This is a genomic window from Buttiauxella sp. A111 (assembly GCF_014189855.1).
In the GTDB taxonomy this organism is placed as follows: Bacteria; Pseudomonadota; Gammaproteobacteria; order Enterobacterales; family Enterobacteriaceae; genus Buttiauxella; species Buttiauxella selenatireducens.
In genome coordinates this window covers 246,535-261,975 of the sequence record NZ_BJFN01000001.1, presented here as the reverse complement: position 1 = coordinate 261,975, position 15,441 = coordinate 246,535, and the positions used below count along the sequence as shown (strand labels likewise).

Annotated in this window: 13 protein-coding genes and 1 other annotated feature; of the genes, 5 read left to right on the top strand and 8 right to left on the bottom strand. The window is 50.4% G+C overall.

Annotated elements, in window-relative coordinates:
- Positions 1-125 precede the first annotated feature (125 nt).
- The 5 genes from trpA to BSPA111_RS01140 are packed head-to-tail and all read right to left on the bottom strand — an operon-like array spanning position 126 to position 6,658.
- Positions 126-935 carry a tryptophan synthase subunit alpha gene (gene trpA, locus BSPA111_RS01160; RefSeq protein WP_183269390.1) on the bottom strand — a complete coding sequence of 270 codons (810 nt, stop codon included), beginning with the start codon at positions 933-935 and terminating at the stop codon, positions 126-128.
- Entirely contained in the window at positions 935-2,128 is a 1,194-nt protein-coding gene (gene trpB, locus BSPA111_RS01155; RefSeq protein WP_183270257.1) for a tryptophan synthase subunit beta, read from the bottom strand. The genes trpA and trpB overlap by 1 nt, the downstream gene beginning before the upstream one ends.
- Before the next feature lie 7 nt (positions 2,129-2,135).
- Positions 2,136-3,497, bottom strand: coding sequence for a bifunctional indole-3-glycerol-phosphate synthase TrpC/phosphoribosylanthranilate isomerase TrpF (gene trpCF, locus BSPA111_RS01150; RefSeq protein WP_183269389.1), 1,362 nt, complete (start codon positions 3,495-3,497; stop codon positions 2,136-2,138).
- 3 nt (positions 3,498-3,500) lie between these two features.
- Positions 3,501-5,096: a bifunctional anthranilate synthase glutamate amidotransferase component TrpG/anthranilate phosphoribosyltransferase TrpD gene (gene trpD / locus BSPA111_RS01145; protein WP_183269388.1), complete on the bottom strand. Its 1,596-nt coding sequence runs from the start codon at positions 5,094-5,096 to the stop codon at positions 3,501-3,503.
- Positions 5,096-6,658 (bottom strand): anthranilate synthase component 1, encoded by a 1,563-nt coding sequence (locus BSPA111_RS01140; RefSeq protein ID WP_183269387.1) that lies wholly within the window; start codon positions 6,656-6,658, stop codon positions 5,096-5,098. Before BSPA111_RS01140 ends, trpD begins: the two co-directional genes overlap by 1 nt.
- 22 nt (positions 6,659-6,680) lie before the next feature.
- Positions 6,681-6,778, bottom strand: a sequence feature (Trp leader region).
- Between the two features lie 138 nt (positions 6,779-6,916).
- Here BSPA111_RS01140 and BSPA111_RS01135 point away from each other — a divergent pair.
- The 3 genes from BSPA111_RS01135 to rluB all read left to right on the top strand — a co-directional run bounded on the left by BSPA111_RS01135 (position 6,917) and on the right by rluB (position 9,410).
- A complete protein-coding gene (locus tag BSPA111_RS01135) occupies positions 6,917-7,819 on the top strand; it encodes a PHP domain-containing protein (RefSeq protein WP_373925620.1) in 903 nt (300 codons plus the stop codon).
- Positions 7,816-8,436, top strand: a complete 621-nt coding sequence (locus tag BSPA111_RS01130) for an L-threonylcarbamoyladenylate synthase (RefSeq protein WP_183269385.1) — start codon at positions 7,816-7,818, stop codon at positions 8,434-8,436. The genes BSPA111_RS01135 and BSPA111_RS01130 overlap by 4 nt, the downstream gene beginning before the upstream one ends.
- 95 nt (positions 8,437-8,531) lie before the next feature.
- Entirely contained in the window at positions 8,532-9,410 is an 879-nt protein-coding gene (gene rluB, locus BSPA111_RS01125; RefSeq protein ID WP_183269384.1) for a 23S rRNA pseudouridine(2605) synthase RluB, read from the top strand.
- A 31-nt stretch (positions 9,411-9,441) separates the two neighbouring features.
- On the opposite strand, the gene cobO is transcribed toward rluB, so the two are convergent.
- Both cobO and BSPA111_RS01115 read right to left on the bottom strand, forming a co-directional pair.
- Positions 9,442-10,032, bottom strand: coding sequence for a cob(I)yrinic acid a,c-diamide adenosyltransferase (gene cobO, locus BSPA111_RS01120; RefSeq protein WP_183269383.1), 591 nt, complete (start codon positions 10,030-10,032; stop codon positions 9,442-9,444).
- On the bottom strand, positions 10,029-10,790 hold the full coding sequence (locus BSPA111_RS01115) for a YciK family oxidoreductase (protein WP_183269382.1): 762 nt from the start codon (positions 10,788-10,790) through the stop codon (positions 10,029-10,031). Before BSPA111_RS01115 ends, cobO begins: the two co-directional genes overlap by 4 nt.
- A 271-nt stretch (positions 10,791-11,061) precedes the next feature.
- On the opposite strand from BSPA111_RS01115, the gene sohB reads away from it, so the two are divergent.
- Positions 11,062-12,111, top strand: a complete 1,050-nt coding sequence (gene sohB, locus BSPA111_RS01110) for a protease SohB (RefSeq protein ID WP_183269381.1) — start codon at positions 11,062-11,064, stop codon at positions 12,109-12,111.
- A gap of 51 nt (positions 12,112-12,162) precedes the next feature.
- Here the strand turns inward: sohB and BSPA111_RS01105 are convergent, their stop codons facing one another.
- Complete coding sequence (locus BSPA111_RS01105) at positions 12,163-12,414, bottom strand: YciN family protein (protein WP_183269380.1); 252 nt, start codon at positions 12,412-12,414, stop codon at positions 12,163-12,165.
- A gap of 402 nt (positions 12,415-12,816) precedes the next feature.
- Between BSPA111_RS01105 and topA the strand changes: the two genes are divergently transcribed.
- Positions 12,817-15,414: a type I DNA topoisomerase gene (gene topA / locus BSPA111_RS01100; protein WP_183269379.1), complete on the top strand. Its 2,598-nt coding sequence runs from the start codon at positions 12,817-12,819 to the stop codon at positions 15,412-15,414.
- The last annotated feature ends 27 nt before the right edge of the window (positions 15,415-15,441 follow it).

The window sequence follows — 15,441 nt, the reverse complement described above, 5'->3', positions numbered from 1 at the left end:
CAGGTACACAAACTTTTTTGTAAAACATGTACATTGAACTGTCGGTGTTTATGTTCTCTGAAGGTTATCGATTATGACGTTCTGGAAACAATAAAGGCCGGAATGGCTCCGGCCAATCAGTTTTCTTATGCTGTGTGAGTTGCGGCTTTCAGTGCCTGCACAAAGGTTTTCAGCTCGCTTAACATCACATCCGGTTTATCAAGGTTTTTCTCGATAATCTTCACGATGGCGGAACCTGAAATCGCCCCGGCAGCGCCTGCAGCAATCGCATCCTTAACTTGCGATGGTTCGGAAATCCCAAAGCCTTGCAGCGAAGGTGCCGCACCAAATTCAGTCAGCTTTTCTACCAGATGATGCAGTGGCAACTGGGCGCGAGTTTCCGCTCCCGTCACACCCGCACGAGACAGCAGATAAGTATAACCACGGCCATGAGTTGCGATTTCACGCAGCAGCGCGTCATCCGCATTCGGTGGACAAATGAAGATTGGCGCGACGTTGTGGCGCATTGCGGCCTGACGGAATGGCGCAGACTCTTCAATAGGGACATCCGCAATCAGCACGGAATCAACGCCCACTTTTGCACACAACGCATAGAACTCATCAATGCCACGGTTAAACACCAGGTTTGCGTACATCAGCAAGCCAATCGGAATGGTTGGGTGTTTCTGGCGAATTGCCGCCAGCATTTCAAAGCATTGTGTTGGCGTCACACCTGCGGCAAATGCGCGCAGTGCAGCGTTCTGAATAGTTGGGCCATCTGCCAATGGGTCGGAGAAAGGGATCCCCAATTCCAGTGCGTCAGCACCCGCTTCAATCAGTGTGTCGATTATCTTCAAAGACTGTTCTGGTGAAGGATCACCAAGGGTAACGAAAGGAACAAAAGCACCTTCCTTGCGAGCTTGCAACTGTTCAAATGCGTGTTGATAACGTTCCATTAAATTTCCCCTCGTGCTTTAAGGATGTCGTGAACAGTGAAGATATCTTTGTCACCACGGCCAGAGAGATTCACCACCAACAGTTGTTCTTTTTCTGGGTTTTCTTTCATCATTTTTAGCGCGTGAGCCAGTGCGTGAGAAGATTCCAGCGCAGGAATAATCCCTTCTTTGAGGCACAGCGTTTTGAAGGCTTCCAAAGCTTCGTCATCCGTAATCGAAACATAGTCCGCACGTCCAATGCTGTTCAGGTGTGCGTGCTGTGGCCCAACAGAAGGGAAGTCCAGGCCGGCAGAGATGGAATAAGACTCTTCGATTTGGCCTTCGTCCGTTTGCATCATTGGCGATTTCATACCGAAGTAAATCCCCACGCGACCATGTTTCAATGGCGCGCCATGCTCACCGCTTTCGATACCGTGACCTGCAGGTTCAACACCTATCAGACCGACTTTCGTTTCCTCGATGAAATCAGCAAACATGCCGATAGCATTCGAACCGCCGCCCACGCAGGCGATTACCGCATCAGGCAGACGGCCTTCTTTTTCAAGGATCTGCGCTTTGGTTTCCTCGCCAATCATGCGCTGGAACTCACGCACGATAGTTGGGAATGGGTGCGGGCCTGCTGCTGTACCAAGCATATAGTGTGCGGTGTCGTAGCTACCAGACCAGTCGCGGAGCGCTTCGTTGCATGCGTCTTTTAACGTGGCGGAACCGCTGTGTACTGGGATCACTTCCGCACCCATAAGACGCATACGGAACACGTTTGGTGACTGACGCTCAACGTCTTTTGCACCCATATAGATACGGCATTTCAAGCCGAGCAGGGCGCTGGCTAATGCCGACGCCACACCGTGTTGACCCGCGCCGGTTTCTGCGATGATTTCAGTTTTACCCATTTTCTTCGCCAGCAACGCCTGGCCGAGCACCTGGTTAGTTTTGTGCGCGCCGCCGTGCAGCAAATCTTCACGCTTTAAATAGAGCGTAGTTTTCGTGCCAGCGGTCAGGTTTCTGCACTTGGTCAGTGCTGTTGGACGGCCCGCGTAGTTTTTCAGCAGGTCGTTAAATTCAGCCTGAAATTCTGCATCGCTTTGTGCTGCCACAAACGCTTCTTCAAGCTGGCGCAGTGCAGGCATCAGGATTTGCGGCACATACATACCGCCAAACTCACCAAAATAGGGATTAAGTAATGTCATGATATTTTCCTTAGTAAGCCCGCAGCGTCTGGAAGACGGCAGCCAGCTTGTTAGCATCTTTAATACCCGGTGCGCTTTCGACACCTGAGTTGAAATCTAAACCTGCGCAACCCGTTTTAGCTGCATCCACGCAGTTGTCTGCACCTAAACCACCCGCCAGAATCACGTTTTCCAGATTCTGCCCTGCGAGCAATGACCAGTCGAAACGTTGGCCGCTACCGCCCTGGCCGTTATCGAACAGGTATTTGTCGACGTGGTTTAAATCACGAGCAGGCAAACTCTCTTTCACGCTCAATGCTTTCCAGATTTGTACATTTGCCGGAAGGGCCGCACGAAGATCGTTTATATACGCCTGGTTTTCTTCACCATGCAGTTGCACAGCACTAAGAGATAACTGAACGGCTTTTTGTACGACCTCGTCAATCGCTGTGTCACGGAATACGCCTACATATTTCAGTGCGGCGGCTTCGATGACCGAGGCGGCAGTTTCATCGCTGATAAAACGCGGTGAGGAAGGAACAAAAATCAGGCCACCATAAATGGCACCCGCTTCAAATGCTGCGCGCGCATCTTGCGGGCGAGTCAGGCCGCAGACTTTGTTACTGCCCAACATGACGCGACGAACCGCCGCATTCAGGTCGTCTTCGCTCATTAAGGCTGAACCAATCAGGAAGCCGTTGGCAAAATGGCTGAGTTCGCGGATTTGGCCATAGTTGCTGATACCAGATTCGCTGATCACCGTTACGCCGTGACCCAGGCGAGGTGCTAACTGGCGAGTTCGATTCAGATCGATGGATAAATCACGCAGGTCGCGGTTGTTAATGCCGACGACTTTTGCTTTCAGCGCAATAGCCCGTTCCAGCTCTTCTTCATTGCTCACTTCTGTCAGCACGCCCATATTCAGACTATGTGCAACGGCTGCGAGCTGGCGGTATTGCTCATCGTTAAGCACCGAGAGCATCAGCAGACAGGCATCGGCCTGATAAAAACGAGCCAGCAGAATCTGATACGCGTCGATAATAAAGTCTTTGCATAACACCGGTTGCGTGACGATATCGCTAACAATCGGCAGAAAATCAAAACTTCCCTGAAAATACTTTTCGTCGGTTAGAACGGAAATAGCGGAAGCATAGTGTTTGTACACGCCGGCAATGCGAGCCGGATCAAAATCATCCCGAATCACGCCTTTTGACGGAGAAGCCTTTTTGCACTCCAGAATGAATGCAGTTCTTGCACCTTGCAGGGCGTGATAAAAGTTGCGTGTTGCCGGTACAATGTTGTTCTGGAAACTTGCCAGGGGTTGTTGTTGTTTACGTGCTTCAACCCATATCGCCTTATCGTCGACGATCTTCTTTAATACGGTTTCCTGCATGACTTATCCTCTTCCTGCCAGTGCTGTTACCCGGTCGTATGCCGCGCCGCTGCGCAGCACTTCCAGCACTCGTTGTGCATTCTCTTTAAGATCTTCTTGTCCATGCAGACGCATCAACATGGCGACGTTTGCCGCGACTGCAGACTCATGAGCGGTCTCACCTTTACCTTGTAACAGGCGGGTGAGAATGTCACGGTTTTCTTCCGGTGTGCCGCCTGCAAGCTGATCCTGATGATAGGCAGGTAGGCCAAAGTCTGCGGCTTCCAGTTGATAACTTTTGATTTCCCCGTCGTGCAGTTCAGCAACTTGCGTCGTGGCGTGCAGAGAAACTTCATCCATTCCGCCGCTGTGTACGACTGCTGCACGTTTGTAACCCAGCACGCGGAGAGTTTCTGCAATGGGCAGAACCAGTTCTGCGCTGTAAACGCCGATCAATGCCATTTGCGGATGCGCGGGGTTTATCAATGGCCCCAATACGTTAAACAGGGTACGCGTCTTTAACTGTTGGCGCACGGGCATCGCATGTCGGAAACCGGTGTGGTATTTCGGTGCAAACAGGAAGCAAACGCCCAATTCATCTAATGCTTTGCGCGAAGTTTCAGCACTCATTTCGAGGTTGATCCCAAATGCGGCTAATAAGTCTGATGAACCCGATTTACTGGAAACGCTGCGGTTACCGTGTTTGGCCACTTTCAATCCGACCGCAGCAGCAACAAATGCGCTGGCGGTGGAGATATTAATGCTGTTGCTGCCGTCTCCACCGGTTCCGACGATGTCGGCAAACGGATAGTCAGGGCTTGGGAATGGTGCTGCAGCTTCAAGCAACGCAGTGGCTGCGCCTGCGATTTCGTTCGGATGCTCACCGCGGACTTTCATACTGACCAGGGCCGCTGCCAGTTGTTCTGGCTTCAGCTCGCCACGCACGATAGCGGCAAAAAGCTGGTGGCTTTCTTCACGGCTCAGAGTTTGCGCCTGGTAAAGTTTGTCGAGAATCGGTTGCAGCGTGTTGGCCTGCTTTAACTTCAGCAGCGCCCAGTCGAGGGTTTGCTCAAGCAGACGAGCACCATGCGTGGTGAGGATAGATTCCGGGTGGAACTGGAATCCACATACACGGTCAGCATCGTGGCGTACGGCCATGACCATGCCATCAAAATGGGCGTTGATGGTCAAACCCGCTGGAATGTTGCTGCCGACTAACGAATGGTAGCGCGCAACAGGGAGTGGGTTAGGTAAACCTGCGAACATCGCCTCGCCATCATGTGAAATGATCGACGCTTTACCATGCAGGATTTCGCCCGCCTGGCCGACATATCCGCCATATGCTTCAACAATCGCCTGGTGGCCAAGACAAATACCAATAATCGGCAATTTGCCACGCAGTCGCGTTAACAGTTCGGGCATGCAACCTGCTTCACTTGGCGCACCAGGGCCTGGAGAAAGCATCAGTACGGGGTTGTCCATAGTCGCCAGACGTTCAATTAAGGTCTGCGCAGGAACGTGATTACGATAAATAACGACATTGTGACCATTGGCACGCAATTGATCGGCCAGGTTGTAGGTGAACGAGTCGATGTTATCGAGCAGCAGAATGTCAGCCATCAGAAAATCTCCTGTGCGTGATGCGCGGCGGCAATGGCGCGCAGTACAGCGCGGGCTTTGTTGCGGGTTTCGTCAGCTTCGGACTGTGGTACAGAATCCAGTACCACACCAGCGCCCGCCTGAACGGTGGCAATACCATTTTCAACGTAGGCGGAGCGGATGACGATGCAGGTATCCAAATCGCCATGAGCAGTGAAATAACCCACAGCACCACCGTAGCTGCCGCGACGAACGCCTTCCGCTTTGGCAATCAATTGCATCGCACGGACTTTTGGCGCGCCGCTCAGGGTGCCCATATTCATGCAGGCGCGGTAGGCGTGCAGTACGTCGAGATCGTTACGCAATTCACCGACAACGCGAGAAACCAGGTGCATCACAAAGGAGTAGCGGTCGACTTTAGTCAGGTCAGCAGCATAACGGCTGCCCGGGGTACAAATGCGCGCCAGGTCGTTACGCGCCAGGTCAACCAACATAAGGTGTTCGGACATCTCTTTATGGTCGGTACGCATTTCCAGTTCAATGCGGCTATCCAGATCGCGGTCAAGAGAACCGTCAGCACGACGACCACGTGGGCGAGTACCGGCAATGGGATAGATTTCAATCTGACGCGATGTCGCATCATACTTAAGTGAACTTTCAGGCGATGCGCCAAACAGCGTGAAGTCGTTATCCTGCATGAAGAACATGTACGGGCTTGGGTTGCTCTTCTTCAGCGTCTGGTAAGCCGCAAGTGGAGAAGGGCACGGCAGTGAGAAACGGCGAGAAGGAACGACCTGGAAAATTTCACCGATGCGAATCGCTTTTTGCATTTTGCGCACCACGTCGCCAAATTCTTCATCGCTCTGGTTGCACTCGCAGGTCATGTGCTCAACTTTCTGCACGGGCAATGCAGCGGGCTCTTGCTGCATTTGCTTACTCAGTTGTGCAGCACGCTGAATCAAACGCTGTTTTTCTGAAGCTGATGGAGTAAATAAGCTGGCCTGGATACGGGTGCTCTTTTTCTGATGATCGATAACCAGCAGTGTTTCTGCCAAATAGAAACAGTAGTCAGGGCAATTGTTATCTTGCTCAAGGGTTGGCAGTGCTTCAAACCCTGCGACCAGGTCATAGGCAAATAAACCGCCGAAGAACATGGCTTCGCGCTCGTCTTCCGGCACAGTAACCAGTTCCTGCATCAGGCGGAACGCGTCAAATACTGACAGTGAACACAGACGCGCATCTTCATCGAGTAGCGAGCTAACCGCCGGGAAGCGCAGTACGCGGCCTTGAGGAGAGTGTTCGTTTTCAACACCGGCAGGCAGTGCGGCATCAAGCAGAGGGAGCAGTGAAGCGCCGTTCTCTGAAAGTGCGTGAATGGTGACGGTGTCACCTAATGCGGTAATGCGTAGTGCGCTGTCGACTAACAGCAGGCTTTTCAAATCGTTTTTGCTGTCGATATCGGCGGATTCGAGCAGCAAGGTTGCCGGGCGAGCACCACACAGTTGATGGAATACTGCCGTTGGGTTATCCCGATATGGCGCGTCATTAATCAGTAATTCGAGCGCTGGTTTTTGTGTTTGCATGTTCTGCTCTCATATTTTGTTCAAAAAAAGGCCCGCTTAGTTGGCGGGCCTGGTATCTGGGCTGAATTACAGCCATAGCGATTACACTGCCCGTTTTCAGGAAGTACGCCACCAGCTGTGCATGCGGATTATCGCTTTCATTTTCAGATACCTTTATCGTGTGAACTTGCGTACTAGTTAACTAGTTCAATGAATCAAAGTCAATAGCGATTTTTAGTTATCAGTGAATATCGTTATCATGAGCGGCGTTTTTCTTTTATTAGCACAACCGGAGCCATTTTGAGCGAACCAACACTTGCGGTGATTTACGACTTACATAGCCATACCACTGCGTCAGATGGCCTGCTAACACCTGAGGCGCTGGTGCAACGTGCTGTGGATATGCGTGTTGGTATTCTGGCCATTACTGACCATGACACAGTAGCCGGAATTGCTGCGGCAAGGGAAGCGATATCACGCCTCCAGCTACCTTTGCGTTTAATCAGTGGCGTGGAGATCTCCACCCTTTGGGAAAACCATGAAATCCATATCGTTGGCTTAGGTGTTGATGAACATCATCCGGCGCTGACCGCGTTTCTGGCCCAGCAAAGCGAGCGACGTGTACAACGTGCGGCGTTAATTGCTGAGCGGCTTGAAAAAGCGCACATCCCTGGGGCACTTGAGGGGGCGATGCGCCATGCCAACGGAGGAGAAGTGACTCGCGGACATTTCGCGCGTTTCCTGGTGGAGTGCGGTAAAGCCAATAATATGGCTGACGTGTTTAAGAAGTATCTCGCAAAAGGGAAAACCGGTTACGTTCCGCCTCAGTGGTGTACAATAGAACAAGCTATTGATGTGATTCATCATTCTGGCGGGCAGGCGGTTCTGGCACATCCAGGCCGTTATGACCTGACGGCTAAATGGCTGAAAAGATTGCTGGCGCAGTTTGCCGAAAGTGGTGGCGATGCTATGGAAGTCGCGCAGTGTCAGCAAGCCCCAAATGAGCGTACCCAACTTGCCAGCTATGCCCAGCAGTTTAATTTGCTGGCATCGCAGGGCTCCGATTTCCATATGCCGTGTGCGTGGATAGAGCTTGGACGCAAGCTTTGGCTACCGGCAGGTGTAGAACCTGTCTGGCAGAATTGGGGTAGCAGCCACATCGCAAAAGAGAGGGCAGTATGAGTCAATTTTTCTATATTCATCCAGATAATCCCCAGCAGCGCCTGATTAATCAGGCGGTGGAGATAGTTCGCAAGGGCGGCGTTATTGTTTACCCAACCGATTCGGGTTATGCGTTGGGCTGTAAAATTGAAGATAAATCGGCAATGGAACGTATTTGTCGTATTCGTCAGTTACCCGATGGACACAATTTCACCTTAATGTGCCGGGATTTATCGGAGCTTTCGACCTACGCATTTGTGGATAACGTGGCGTTTCGCTTAATCAAAAATAACACGCCGGGTAATTACACATTTATTCTGAAAGGCACCAAAGAAGTCCCGCGACGTTTGTTGCAGGAAAAACGTAAGACCATCGGTTTGCGCGTACCTTCCAATCCTATAGCGTTAGCGCTTCTGGAAGTGTTGAACGAGCCTATGTTATCGACTTCGCTGATGTTACCTGGCAGCGAATTTACGGAGTCAGATCCGGAAGAAATTAAAGATCGTCTTGAGAAGGTAGTCGATTTGGTTATCCACGGTGGATATCTTGGTCAGCAACCCACGACCGTAGTGGATTTAACCGATGATGCACCAGTGGTTATCCGCGAAGGCGTGGGTGACGCTAAACCTTTCTTATAAGTGCGTCTACGGCTATACTGTCCGGCCTAAAATGGGGCTGATGTGCCCCATTATCCCAATTCGACGCCTGTGAAGGCGACACCCGAGGAAGCTCAATGAGCGATAAGAGCGAAAAGTTACAAAAAGTCCTGGCTCGCGCCGGCCACGGTTCACGCCGTGAAATTGAAACCATTATCTCCGCAGGCCGCGTTAGTGTGGATGGCAAAGTTGCCACGCTGGGCGACCGTGTTGAAGTGACTCAGGCCCTGAAAATTCGTATCGATGGTCACCTGATCTCTATTAAAGAATCCGCAGAACAGATTTGCCGCGTACTGGCGTACTACAAGCCGGAAGGTGAATTGTGTACACGTAATGACCCGGAAGGGCGTCCAACGGTATTTGACCGTTTACCCAAACTGCGTGGTGCACGCTGGATTGCAGTCGGTCGTCTGGATGTAAATACCTGCGGACTGCTGTTATTCACAACTGACGGTGAGCTGGCAAACCGCCTGATGCACCCAAGCCGTGAAGTTGAACGTGAATATGCTGTGCGTGTATTCGGTCAGGTTGACGAAGACAAAGTGAAACAACTGGCGCGTGGCGTTCAGCTTGAAGATGGCCCAGCAGCGTTCAAAACCATCAAGTTTACCGGTGGTGAAGGTATTAACCAATGGTACAACGTGACTCTGACCGAAGGCCGCAACCGTGAAGTTCGCCGTCTTTGGGAAGCAGTCGGTGTACAGGTTAGCCGTTTGATCCGTGTGCGTTACGGTGACATTCAGTTGCCAAAAGGCCTGCCGCGTGGTGGTTACACTGAACTCGATTTGGCTCCGACTAACTACCTGCGTAAATTGGTAGAGTTGCCAGAAGAGACAGAAAGTAAAGTTGCGGTTGAAAAAGACCGTCGTCGCATGAAGGCGAATCAAATTCGTCGTGCGGTAAAACGCCACACCCAAGTCACGGGTGGTGGCCGCCGCGGTGGACGCAGCAGCTAAAAAATCAAACCCCTCAGCTGAGGGGTTTTTTTTAATAATCGATACCGATTTGCGCTTTGACGCCTGCATCAAATGCGTGCTTAACCGGTCGTAATTCACTGACCGTATCAGCGACTTCAAGAATATCCCGATGACATCCACGACCAGTCAGAATCACTGTTTGGTGCTCTGGACGTTGTGTCAGTGCGGCTAGCACCTCTTCAAGCGGTAAGTAATCGTAAGCCACCATGTAAGTGATTTCGTCGAGGATAACCATATCAAGTGAGCTATCAGCGAGCATACGTTTTGCATGCTGCCACACTTCCATACAGGCGGCGGTATCGGTTTCGCGGTTTTGTGTGTCCCAGGTAAAACCTGTCGCCATTACCTGAAACTCGACACCCAAGGGTTCGAGTAAATTACGTTCCCCATTCGGCCATTGGCCTTTTATGAACTGGATGACGCCGACTTTTTTACCGTGTCCTACCGCGCGCGAAGCCGTGCCAAACGCAGCGGTGGTTTTACCTTTCCCGTTTCCGGTAAAGACAATTAAAATGCCGCGTTCTTCTTGTGCTGCAGCCACACGCGCGTCTACTTTTTCTTTTTGTCGCTGCTGGCGTTGTTGATAACGATCTTCACTCATTCGGAAATTCCTGGTTTACGGTTGGGTTGTGCATCAAAGCTCATGCCTGTTTTACGGCGACTATCATCACCCATCAGCCATAAATAAAGCGGCATCAAATCTCGTGGCGTTTTCAGTTTTTCGGGGTCTTCGGTTGGAAATGCACTGGCGCGCATTGCGGTACGTGTTCCGCCTGGATTAATACAATTTACGCGCAGATTCTGTTGTTTATATTCCTCGGCCAACACCTGCATCATTCCCTCAGTGGCGAATTTCGACGCTGCGTAAGCTCCCCAACCCGCTCGCCCCTGGCGGCCGACGCTGGAACTGGTAAACACCAGCGACCCTGAATCTGATTTCAGTAATAAAGGAAGCAGAGCCTGAGTCAGGAAAAAGGTGACATTGACATTAACTTGCATGACGTTTTGCCACGTTTGCGGATCTTGCTCATCCATTGGCCGAACATCGCCGAGGATCCCGGCATTGTGTAAAACGCCGTCCAAACGAGGGATTAGCCCTGACAGTTTTTGTGCCAGATGCTGACAATTTTCAGGTGTAGCGGTGGCAAAATCCAGCACGAACCAATGCGGTTGGCCCCCGTAGCGGGTGGTGATCTCCTGGGCTGTGGTACGTAATTTATCCTCATTACGACCTAACAGCACGAGGCTTGCCCCGTAACGAGCATAGGTTAAGGCGGCTTCTCGTCCGATGCCATCACTGGCACCTGTCACTAAGATGATGCGATTTTGCAGTAAGTCGGTTTTCGGTTGATAGTGCACTTTCAACTCCTCGCGCGATGCAAAGCTCGCGTCTTAATTCTCAGAAATGCCTGGGTTTACTTAGCCTTTAGGCTTTATGCCTGAAAGGGCTGGTTATTTCAATCAGGCAACAGGAGACAATACCTTTGATTAACATTTTGCAAAAGTTTCATTTTGCTAAAGCCGTTCAGGAATGCGCCTCGCAGCATTTATAGTTGGTTGCAGACGTGGAATCAGCGCTCGGTTACACTGGGCGCCAGGTATTTAATGCTCTGAATGGAAGGCGGAAAGCGTGGATCTAATTGCAAACTATGGGCTGTTTTTGGCAAAAATTGTCACTGTCGTTGCTGCTATTGGCATTCTTGTCACGATTATCGTGAATGTGGCTGGGCGTAAAAAACATCAGCGTGGGGAATTACGGCTCACCAATTTAAGTGAACAGTACCAGGAAATGCAGGAAGAAATGCAGGTGGCAAGGCTCGACAGCCATCAGCAAAAAATCTGGCATAAAGCTGAGAAGAAAAAACACAAACTCGAAGCAAAACAGGCTAAAGCACGTGCTAAACGGGGTGAAAAGGTTATTTCCGATAAACCAACGCTTTATGTGTTGGATTTTAAAGGGAGTATGGATGCCCACGAAGTCACTTCTTTGCGTGAAGAGATAACGGCAGTGTTAGCCGTGGTGAAACCTGAGGATGAGGTTCTGTTGAGGCTGGAAAGCCCTGGTGGCGTCGTACATGGATATGGACTTGCGGCTTCGCAATTACAGCGTCTGCGTGACAACAAAGTGCGTCTGACTGTCGCTGTGGACAAAGTCGCGGCCAGCGGGGGTTACATGATGGCGTGTGTGGCAGACAAAATTGTCGCCGCCCCGTTTTCTATTATTGGCTCAATTGGCGTCGTCGCGCAGGTGCCAAACTTTCACCGCCTGCTAAAACGTAATGATATCGATGTTGAGCTACATACTGCAGGGCAGTACAAACGCACATTGACACTGTTTGGTGAAAATACCGAGCAGGGGCGTGAGAAATTCCGTGAAGACCTGAATGAAACTCACCTGTTGTTTAAGCAGTTTGTGCATGACATGCGTCCTTCTCTGGACATTGATTCAGTGGCCACAGGCGAGCATTGGTACGGTACACAAGCGTTAGAGAAAGGACTGATTGATGCGGTAAGCACCAGCGATGATTTACTGATTAATCTGATGAAAAATCATGAGGTCATTAATGTGCACTACACGCGCCGTAAAAAAATGATGGATCGTTTTACGGGGAGTGCGGCAAATAGCATTGATAGTCTGTTGCTGCGCTGGTGGCAACGTGGTGAAAAACCGTTGCTCTAAGCAAATTATTACTGAAAATGAAAACGAGGCCAAATGGCCTCGTTTTTTACTTTAATCTTGCAGGTGATATTTATCGGCAAACACATGCGCAAGATGCTTAAACATATTAAAAATCGCGGTGCTTTTCCCGGTAGGTAAGCCTTGCTCATCAAGGAAGTATTCACCTTTGAACACCAGCACCCCGTTTTTTTGCTCTACATCCGTTGCTTCCATTCCGTGCATGAAATCTTCATGTTCGCGGATGACTTTGTTGGCTTCAACGAGTAGCGATTGTTTATCGATAGGTTGAGTGGTCGGTTTCATGATTTCCTCCTTTAAAAACTGGCAGTAGTGTACTTCCGCTATACTGCAAAGGGCAATATTTCCCTGTAAACCACGGGTGATTTAATCAGTTTACTGTTCTGGCAGGAATCGAAGTTGCATGCTAATAAAGTTGCTTAACTCATTTTATCAGGTAGAGTGTGACGCTTTCGCAAATCTGGCAACGGAATTGCTTGACATTCAACCAAACATACGTCGTGCTATGTCACCAATGTGAAAGGCTCGCTATCTCAATCACCTGCGTATGTTGGCGCAATCGGGTTGATGATGAAAAAAGAGTTGATATCCATTGACGCTGTCGCAATATAGAAAAGCGAGTCGCCAGTGGAAGGTGTAACTAACGTGCGACGTTTTCTGGAAGAATTACATTAGGTAAAGGTGAATATGGGTAAAGCTCTCGTCATCGTTGAGTCCCCGGCAAAAGCCAAAACGATCAACAAATATCTCGGCAATGACTACGTGGTTAAATCCAGCGTCGGTCATATCCGCGATTTGCCGACCAGTGGATCAACCACCAAGAAGAGCGCTGACTCCGCCTCGACCAAAGGGACCAAAAAGGTCAAAAAGGATGAACGCGGCGCGCTCGTAAATCGTATGGGTGTCGATCCATGGCACAACTGGGAAGCACAATACGAAGTGCTGCCTGGTAAAGAAAAAGTGGTTTCAGAACTGAAATCGCTGGCTGAAAAAGCAGACCATATCTATCTCGCAACCGACCTTGACCGCGAAGGGGAAGCCATTGCATGGCACCTGCGGGAAGTTATCGGTGGCGACGACACACGCTATAGCCGCGTTGTGTTTAACGAAATTACGAAAAATGCTATTCAACAGGCATTTGAAAAGCCGGGCGAATTGAACATCGACCGTGTTAACGCACAGCAAGCGCGTCGTTTTATGGACCGCGTTGTGGGTTACATGGTGTCGCCACTGCTGTGGAAGAAAATTGCCCGTGGTTTATCTGCCGGTCGCGTTCAATCTGTTGCTGTGCGTCTGGTTGTTGACCGCGAACGCGAAATTAAAGCGTTCGTACCCGAAGAATATTGGGAAGTTGATGCGAATCTGACCACGCCGAAAGGTGACAGTCTGCCGGTTCAGGTCAGCCACCATAAAGACAAACCGTTCCGTCCGGTTAACCGCGAGCAGACCATGTCTGCGGTTAGCGAACTGGAAAAAGCACGTTATTCCGTGCTTGAGCGTGAAGATAAACCAACCAGCAGCAAACCTGGTGCGCCGTTTATTACTTCCACGTTGCAGCAGGCTGCAAGTACCCGTCTTGGTTTTGGCGTGAAGAAAACCATGATGATGGCTCAGCGTCTGTATGAAGCGGGTCATATTACTTACATGCGTACCGACTCAACCAACTTGAGCCAGGATGCAGTGAGCATGGTGCGTGGCTATATCGAGGAGAATTTCGGTAAGAAATATCTTCCAGCTGCCGCGAACCAGTACTCCAGCAAAGAAAACTCACAAGAAGCGCACGAAGCTATTCGTCCTTCTGACGTGGGTGTGGTTGCCGAGTCGCTCAAGGATATGGAAGCTGACGCGCAAAAACTTTACCAGCTGATCTGGCGTCAGTTTGTTGCGTGTCAAATGACTCCGGCACAATACGACTCCACCACCTTAACGGTGCAGGCGGGTGATTTCCGTCTTAAAACGCGTGGCCGTACGCTGCGTTTTGATGGCTGGACTAAGGTCATGCCTGCGCTACGCAAGGGTGACGAAGACCGTACATTGCCAGCTGTTGAGCAGGGTGATGAACTGGCGCTTGTTGACGTCGTACCGGGGCAACACTTTACTAAACCACCTGCTCGTTTTAGCGAAGCTTCGTTGGTAAAAGAGTTAGAAAAACGGGGTATCGGCCGTCCGTCTACTTACGCATCAATCATTTCCACCATCCAGGATCGTGGCTATGTGCGTGTAGAGAACCGCCGTTTCTATGCTGAAAAAATGGGTGAAATTGTTACCGATCGCCTGGAAGAAAACTTCCGTGAGCTGATGAATTACGATTTTACCGCGCAAATGGAAAGCAACCTCGACCAGGTAGCCAATAATCAGGCTGAGTGGAAAGGGGTTCTGGATAACTTCTTCAGTGATTTCAGTGAACAGCTTGGTAAAGCTGAGCTGGATCCAGAAGAAGGCGGTATGCGTCCAAACCAAATGGTTTTGACCAGCATCGATTGCCCAACGTGTAGCCGTCAAATGGGTATCCGTACCGCCAGTACAGGCGTGTTCCTGGGTTGCTCCGGTTATGCATTACCAGTTAAAGAGCGCTGCAAAACCACCATTAACCTGGTGCCGGAAAACGAAGTCCTCAACGTACTTGAAGGGGATGACGCGGAAACTAACGCTCTGCGCGCAAAACGTCGCTGTACTAAATGCGGTACCGCGATGGACAGCTACCTGATTGATCCAAAACGTAAACTTCACGTGTGTGGTAATAACCCAACGTGTGATGGTTACGAGATCGAAGAGGGTGAGTTCCGCATCAAAGGTTATGACGGCCCAATCGTTGAGTGTGAGAAATGTGGTTCTGAAATGCACCTGAAAATGGGGCGTTTTGGTAAGTACATGGCGTGTACGAACGACGATTGTAAAAATACCCGTAAGATCCTGCGTAATGGCGATGTGGCTCCACCGAAGGAAGATCCCGTTCCATTACCAGAACTGCCTTGCGAGAAGTCAGACGCTTACTTTGTATTGCGCGATGGTGCGGCGGGTGTTTTCCTTGCGGCAAACACATTCCCTAAATCTCGTGAAACACGTGCGCCACTGGTTGAAGAACTGTACCGCTTCCGCGATCGCCTGCCAGAAAAACTGCGTTATCTTGCAGATGCCCCACAGCAAGATGCTGATGGCAACAAAGCGGTCGTGCGCTTTAGCCGTAAAACTAAGCAGCAGTATGTTTCTTCCGAAAAAGAAGGCAAAGCGACCGGTTGGTCAGCGTTCTTTGTGGATGGTAAGTGGGTTGAAGGGAAGAAATAACTCTCTTTAACATTGAAAGCCGGAACC

What these genes read in the sequence shown, in the direction of transcription:
- trpA (WP_183269390.1), bottom strand. Translation starts at nt 935, where the DNA reads ATGGAACGTTATCAACACGCATTTGAACAGTTGCAAGCTCGCAAGGAA.
- trpCF (WP_183269389.1), bottom strand. Translation starts at nt 3,497, where the DNA reads ATGCAGGAAACCGTATTAAAGAAGATCGTCGACGATAAGGCGATATGG.
- trpD (WP_183269388.1), bottom strand. Translation starts at nt 5,096, where the DNA reads ATGGCTGACATTCTGCTGCTCGATAACATCGACTCGTTCACCTACAAC.
- BSPA111_RS01140 (WP_183269387.1), bottom strand. Translation starts at nt 6,658, where the DNA reads ATGCAAACACAAAAACCAGCGCTCGAATTACTGATTAATGACGCGCCA.
- BSPA111_RS01130 (WP_183269385.1), top strand. Translation starts at nt 7,816, where the DNA reads ATGAGTCAATTTTTCTATATTCATCCAGATAATCCCCAGCAGCGCCTG.
- rluB (WP_183269384.1), top strand. Translation starts at nt 8,532, where the DNA reads ATGAGCGATAAGAGCGAAAAGTTACAAAAAGTCCTGGCTCGCGCCGGC.
- cobO (WP_183269383.1), bottom strand. Translation starts at nt 10,032, where the DNA reads ATGAGTGAAGATCGTTATCAACAACGCCAGCAGCGACAAAAAGAAAAA.
- BSPA111_RS01105 (WP_183269380.1), bottom strand. Translation starts at nt 12,414, where the DNA reads ATGAAACCGACCACTCAACCTATCGATAAACAATCGCTACTCGTTGAA.
- topA (WP_183269379.1), top strand. Translation starts at nt 12,817, where the DNA reads ATGGGTAAAGCTCTCGTCATCGTTGAGTCCCCGGCAAAAGCCAAAACG.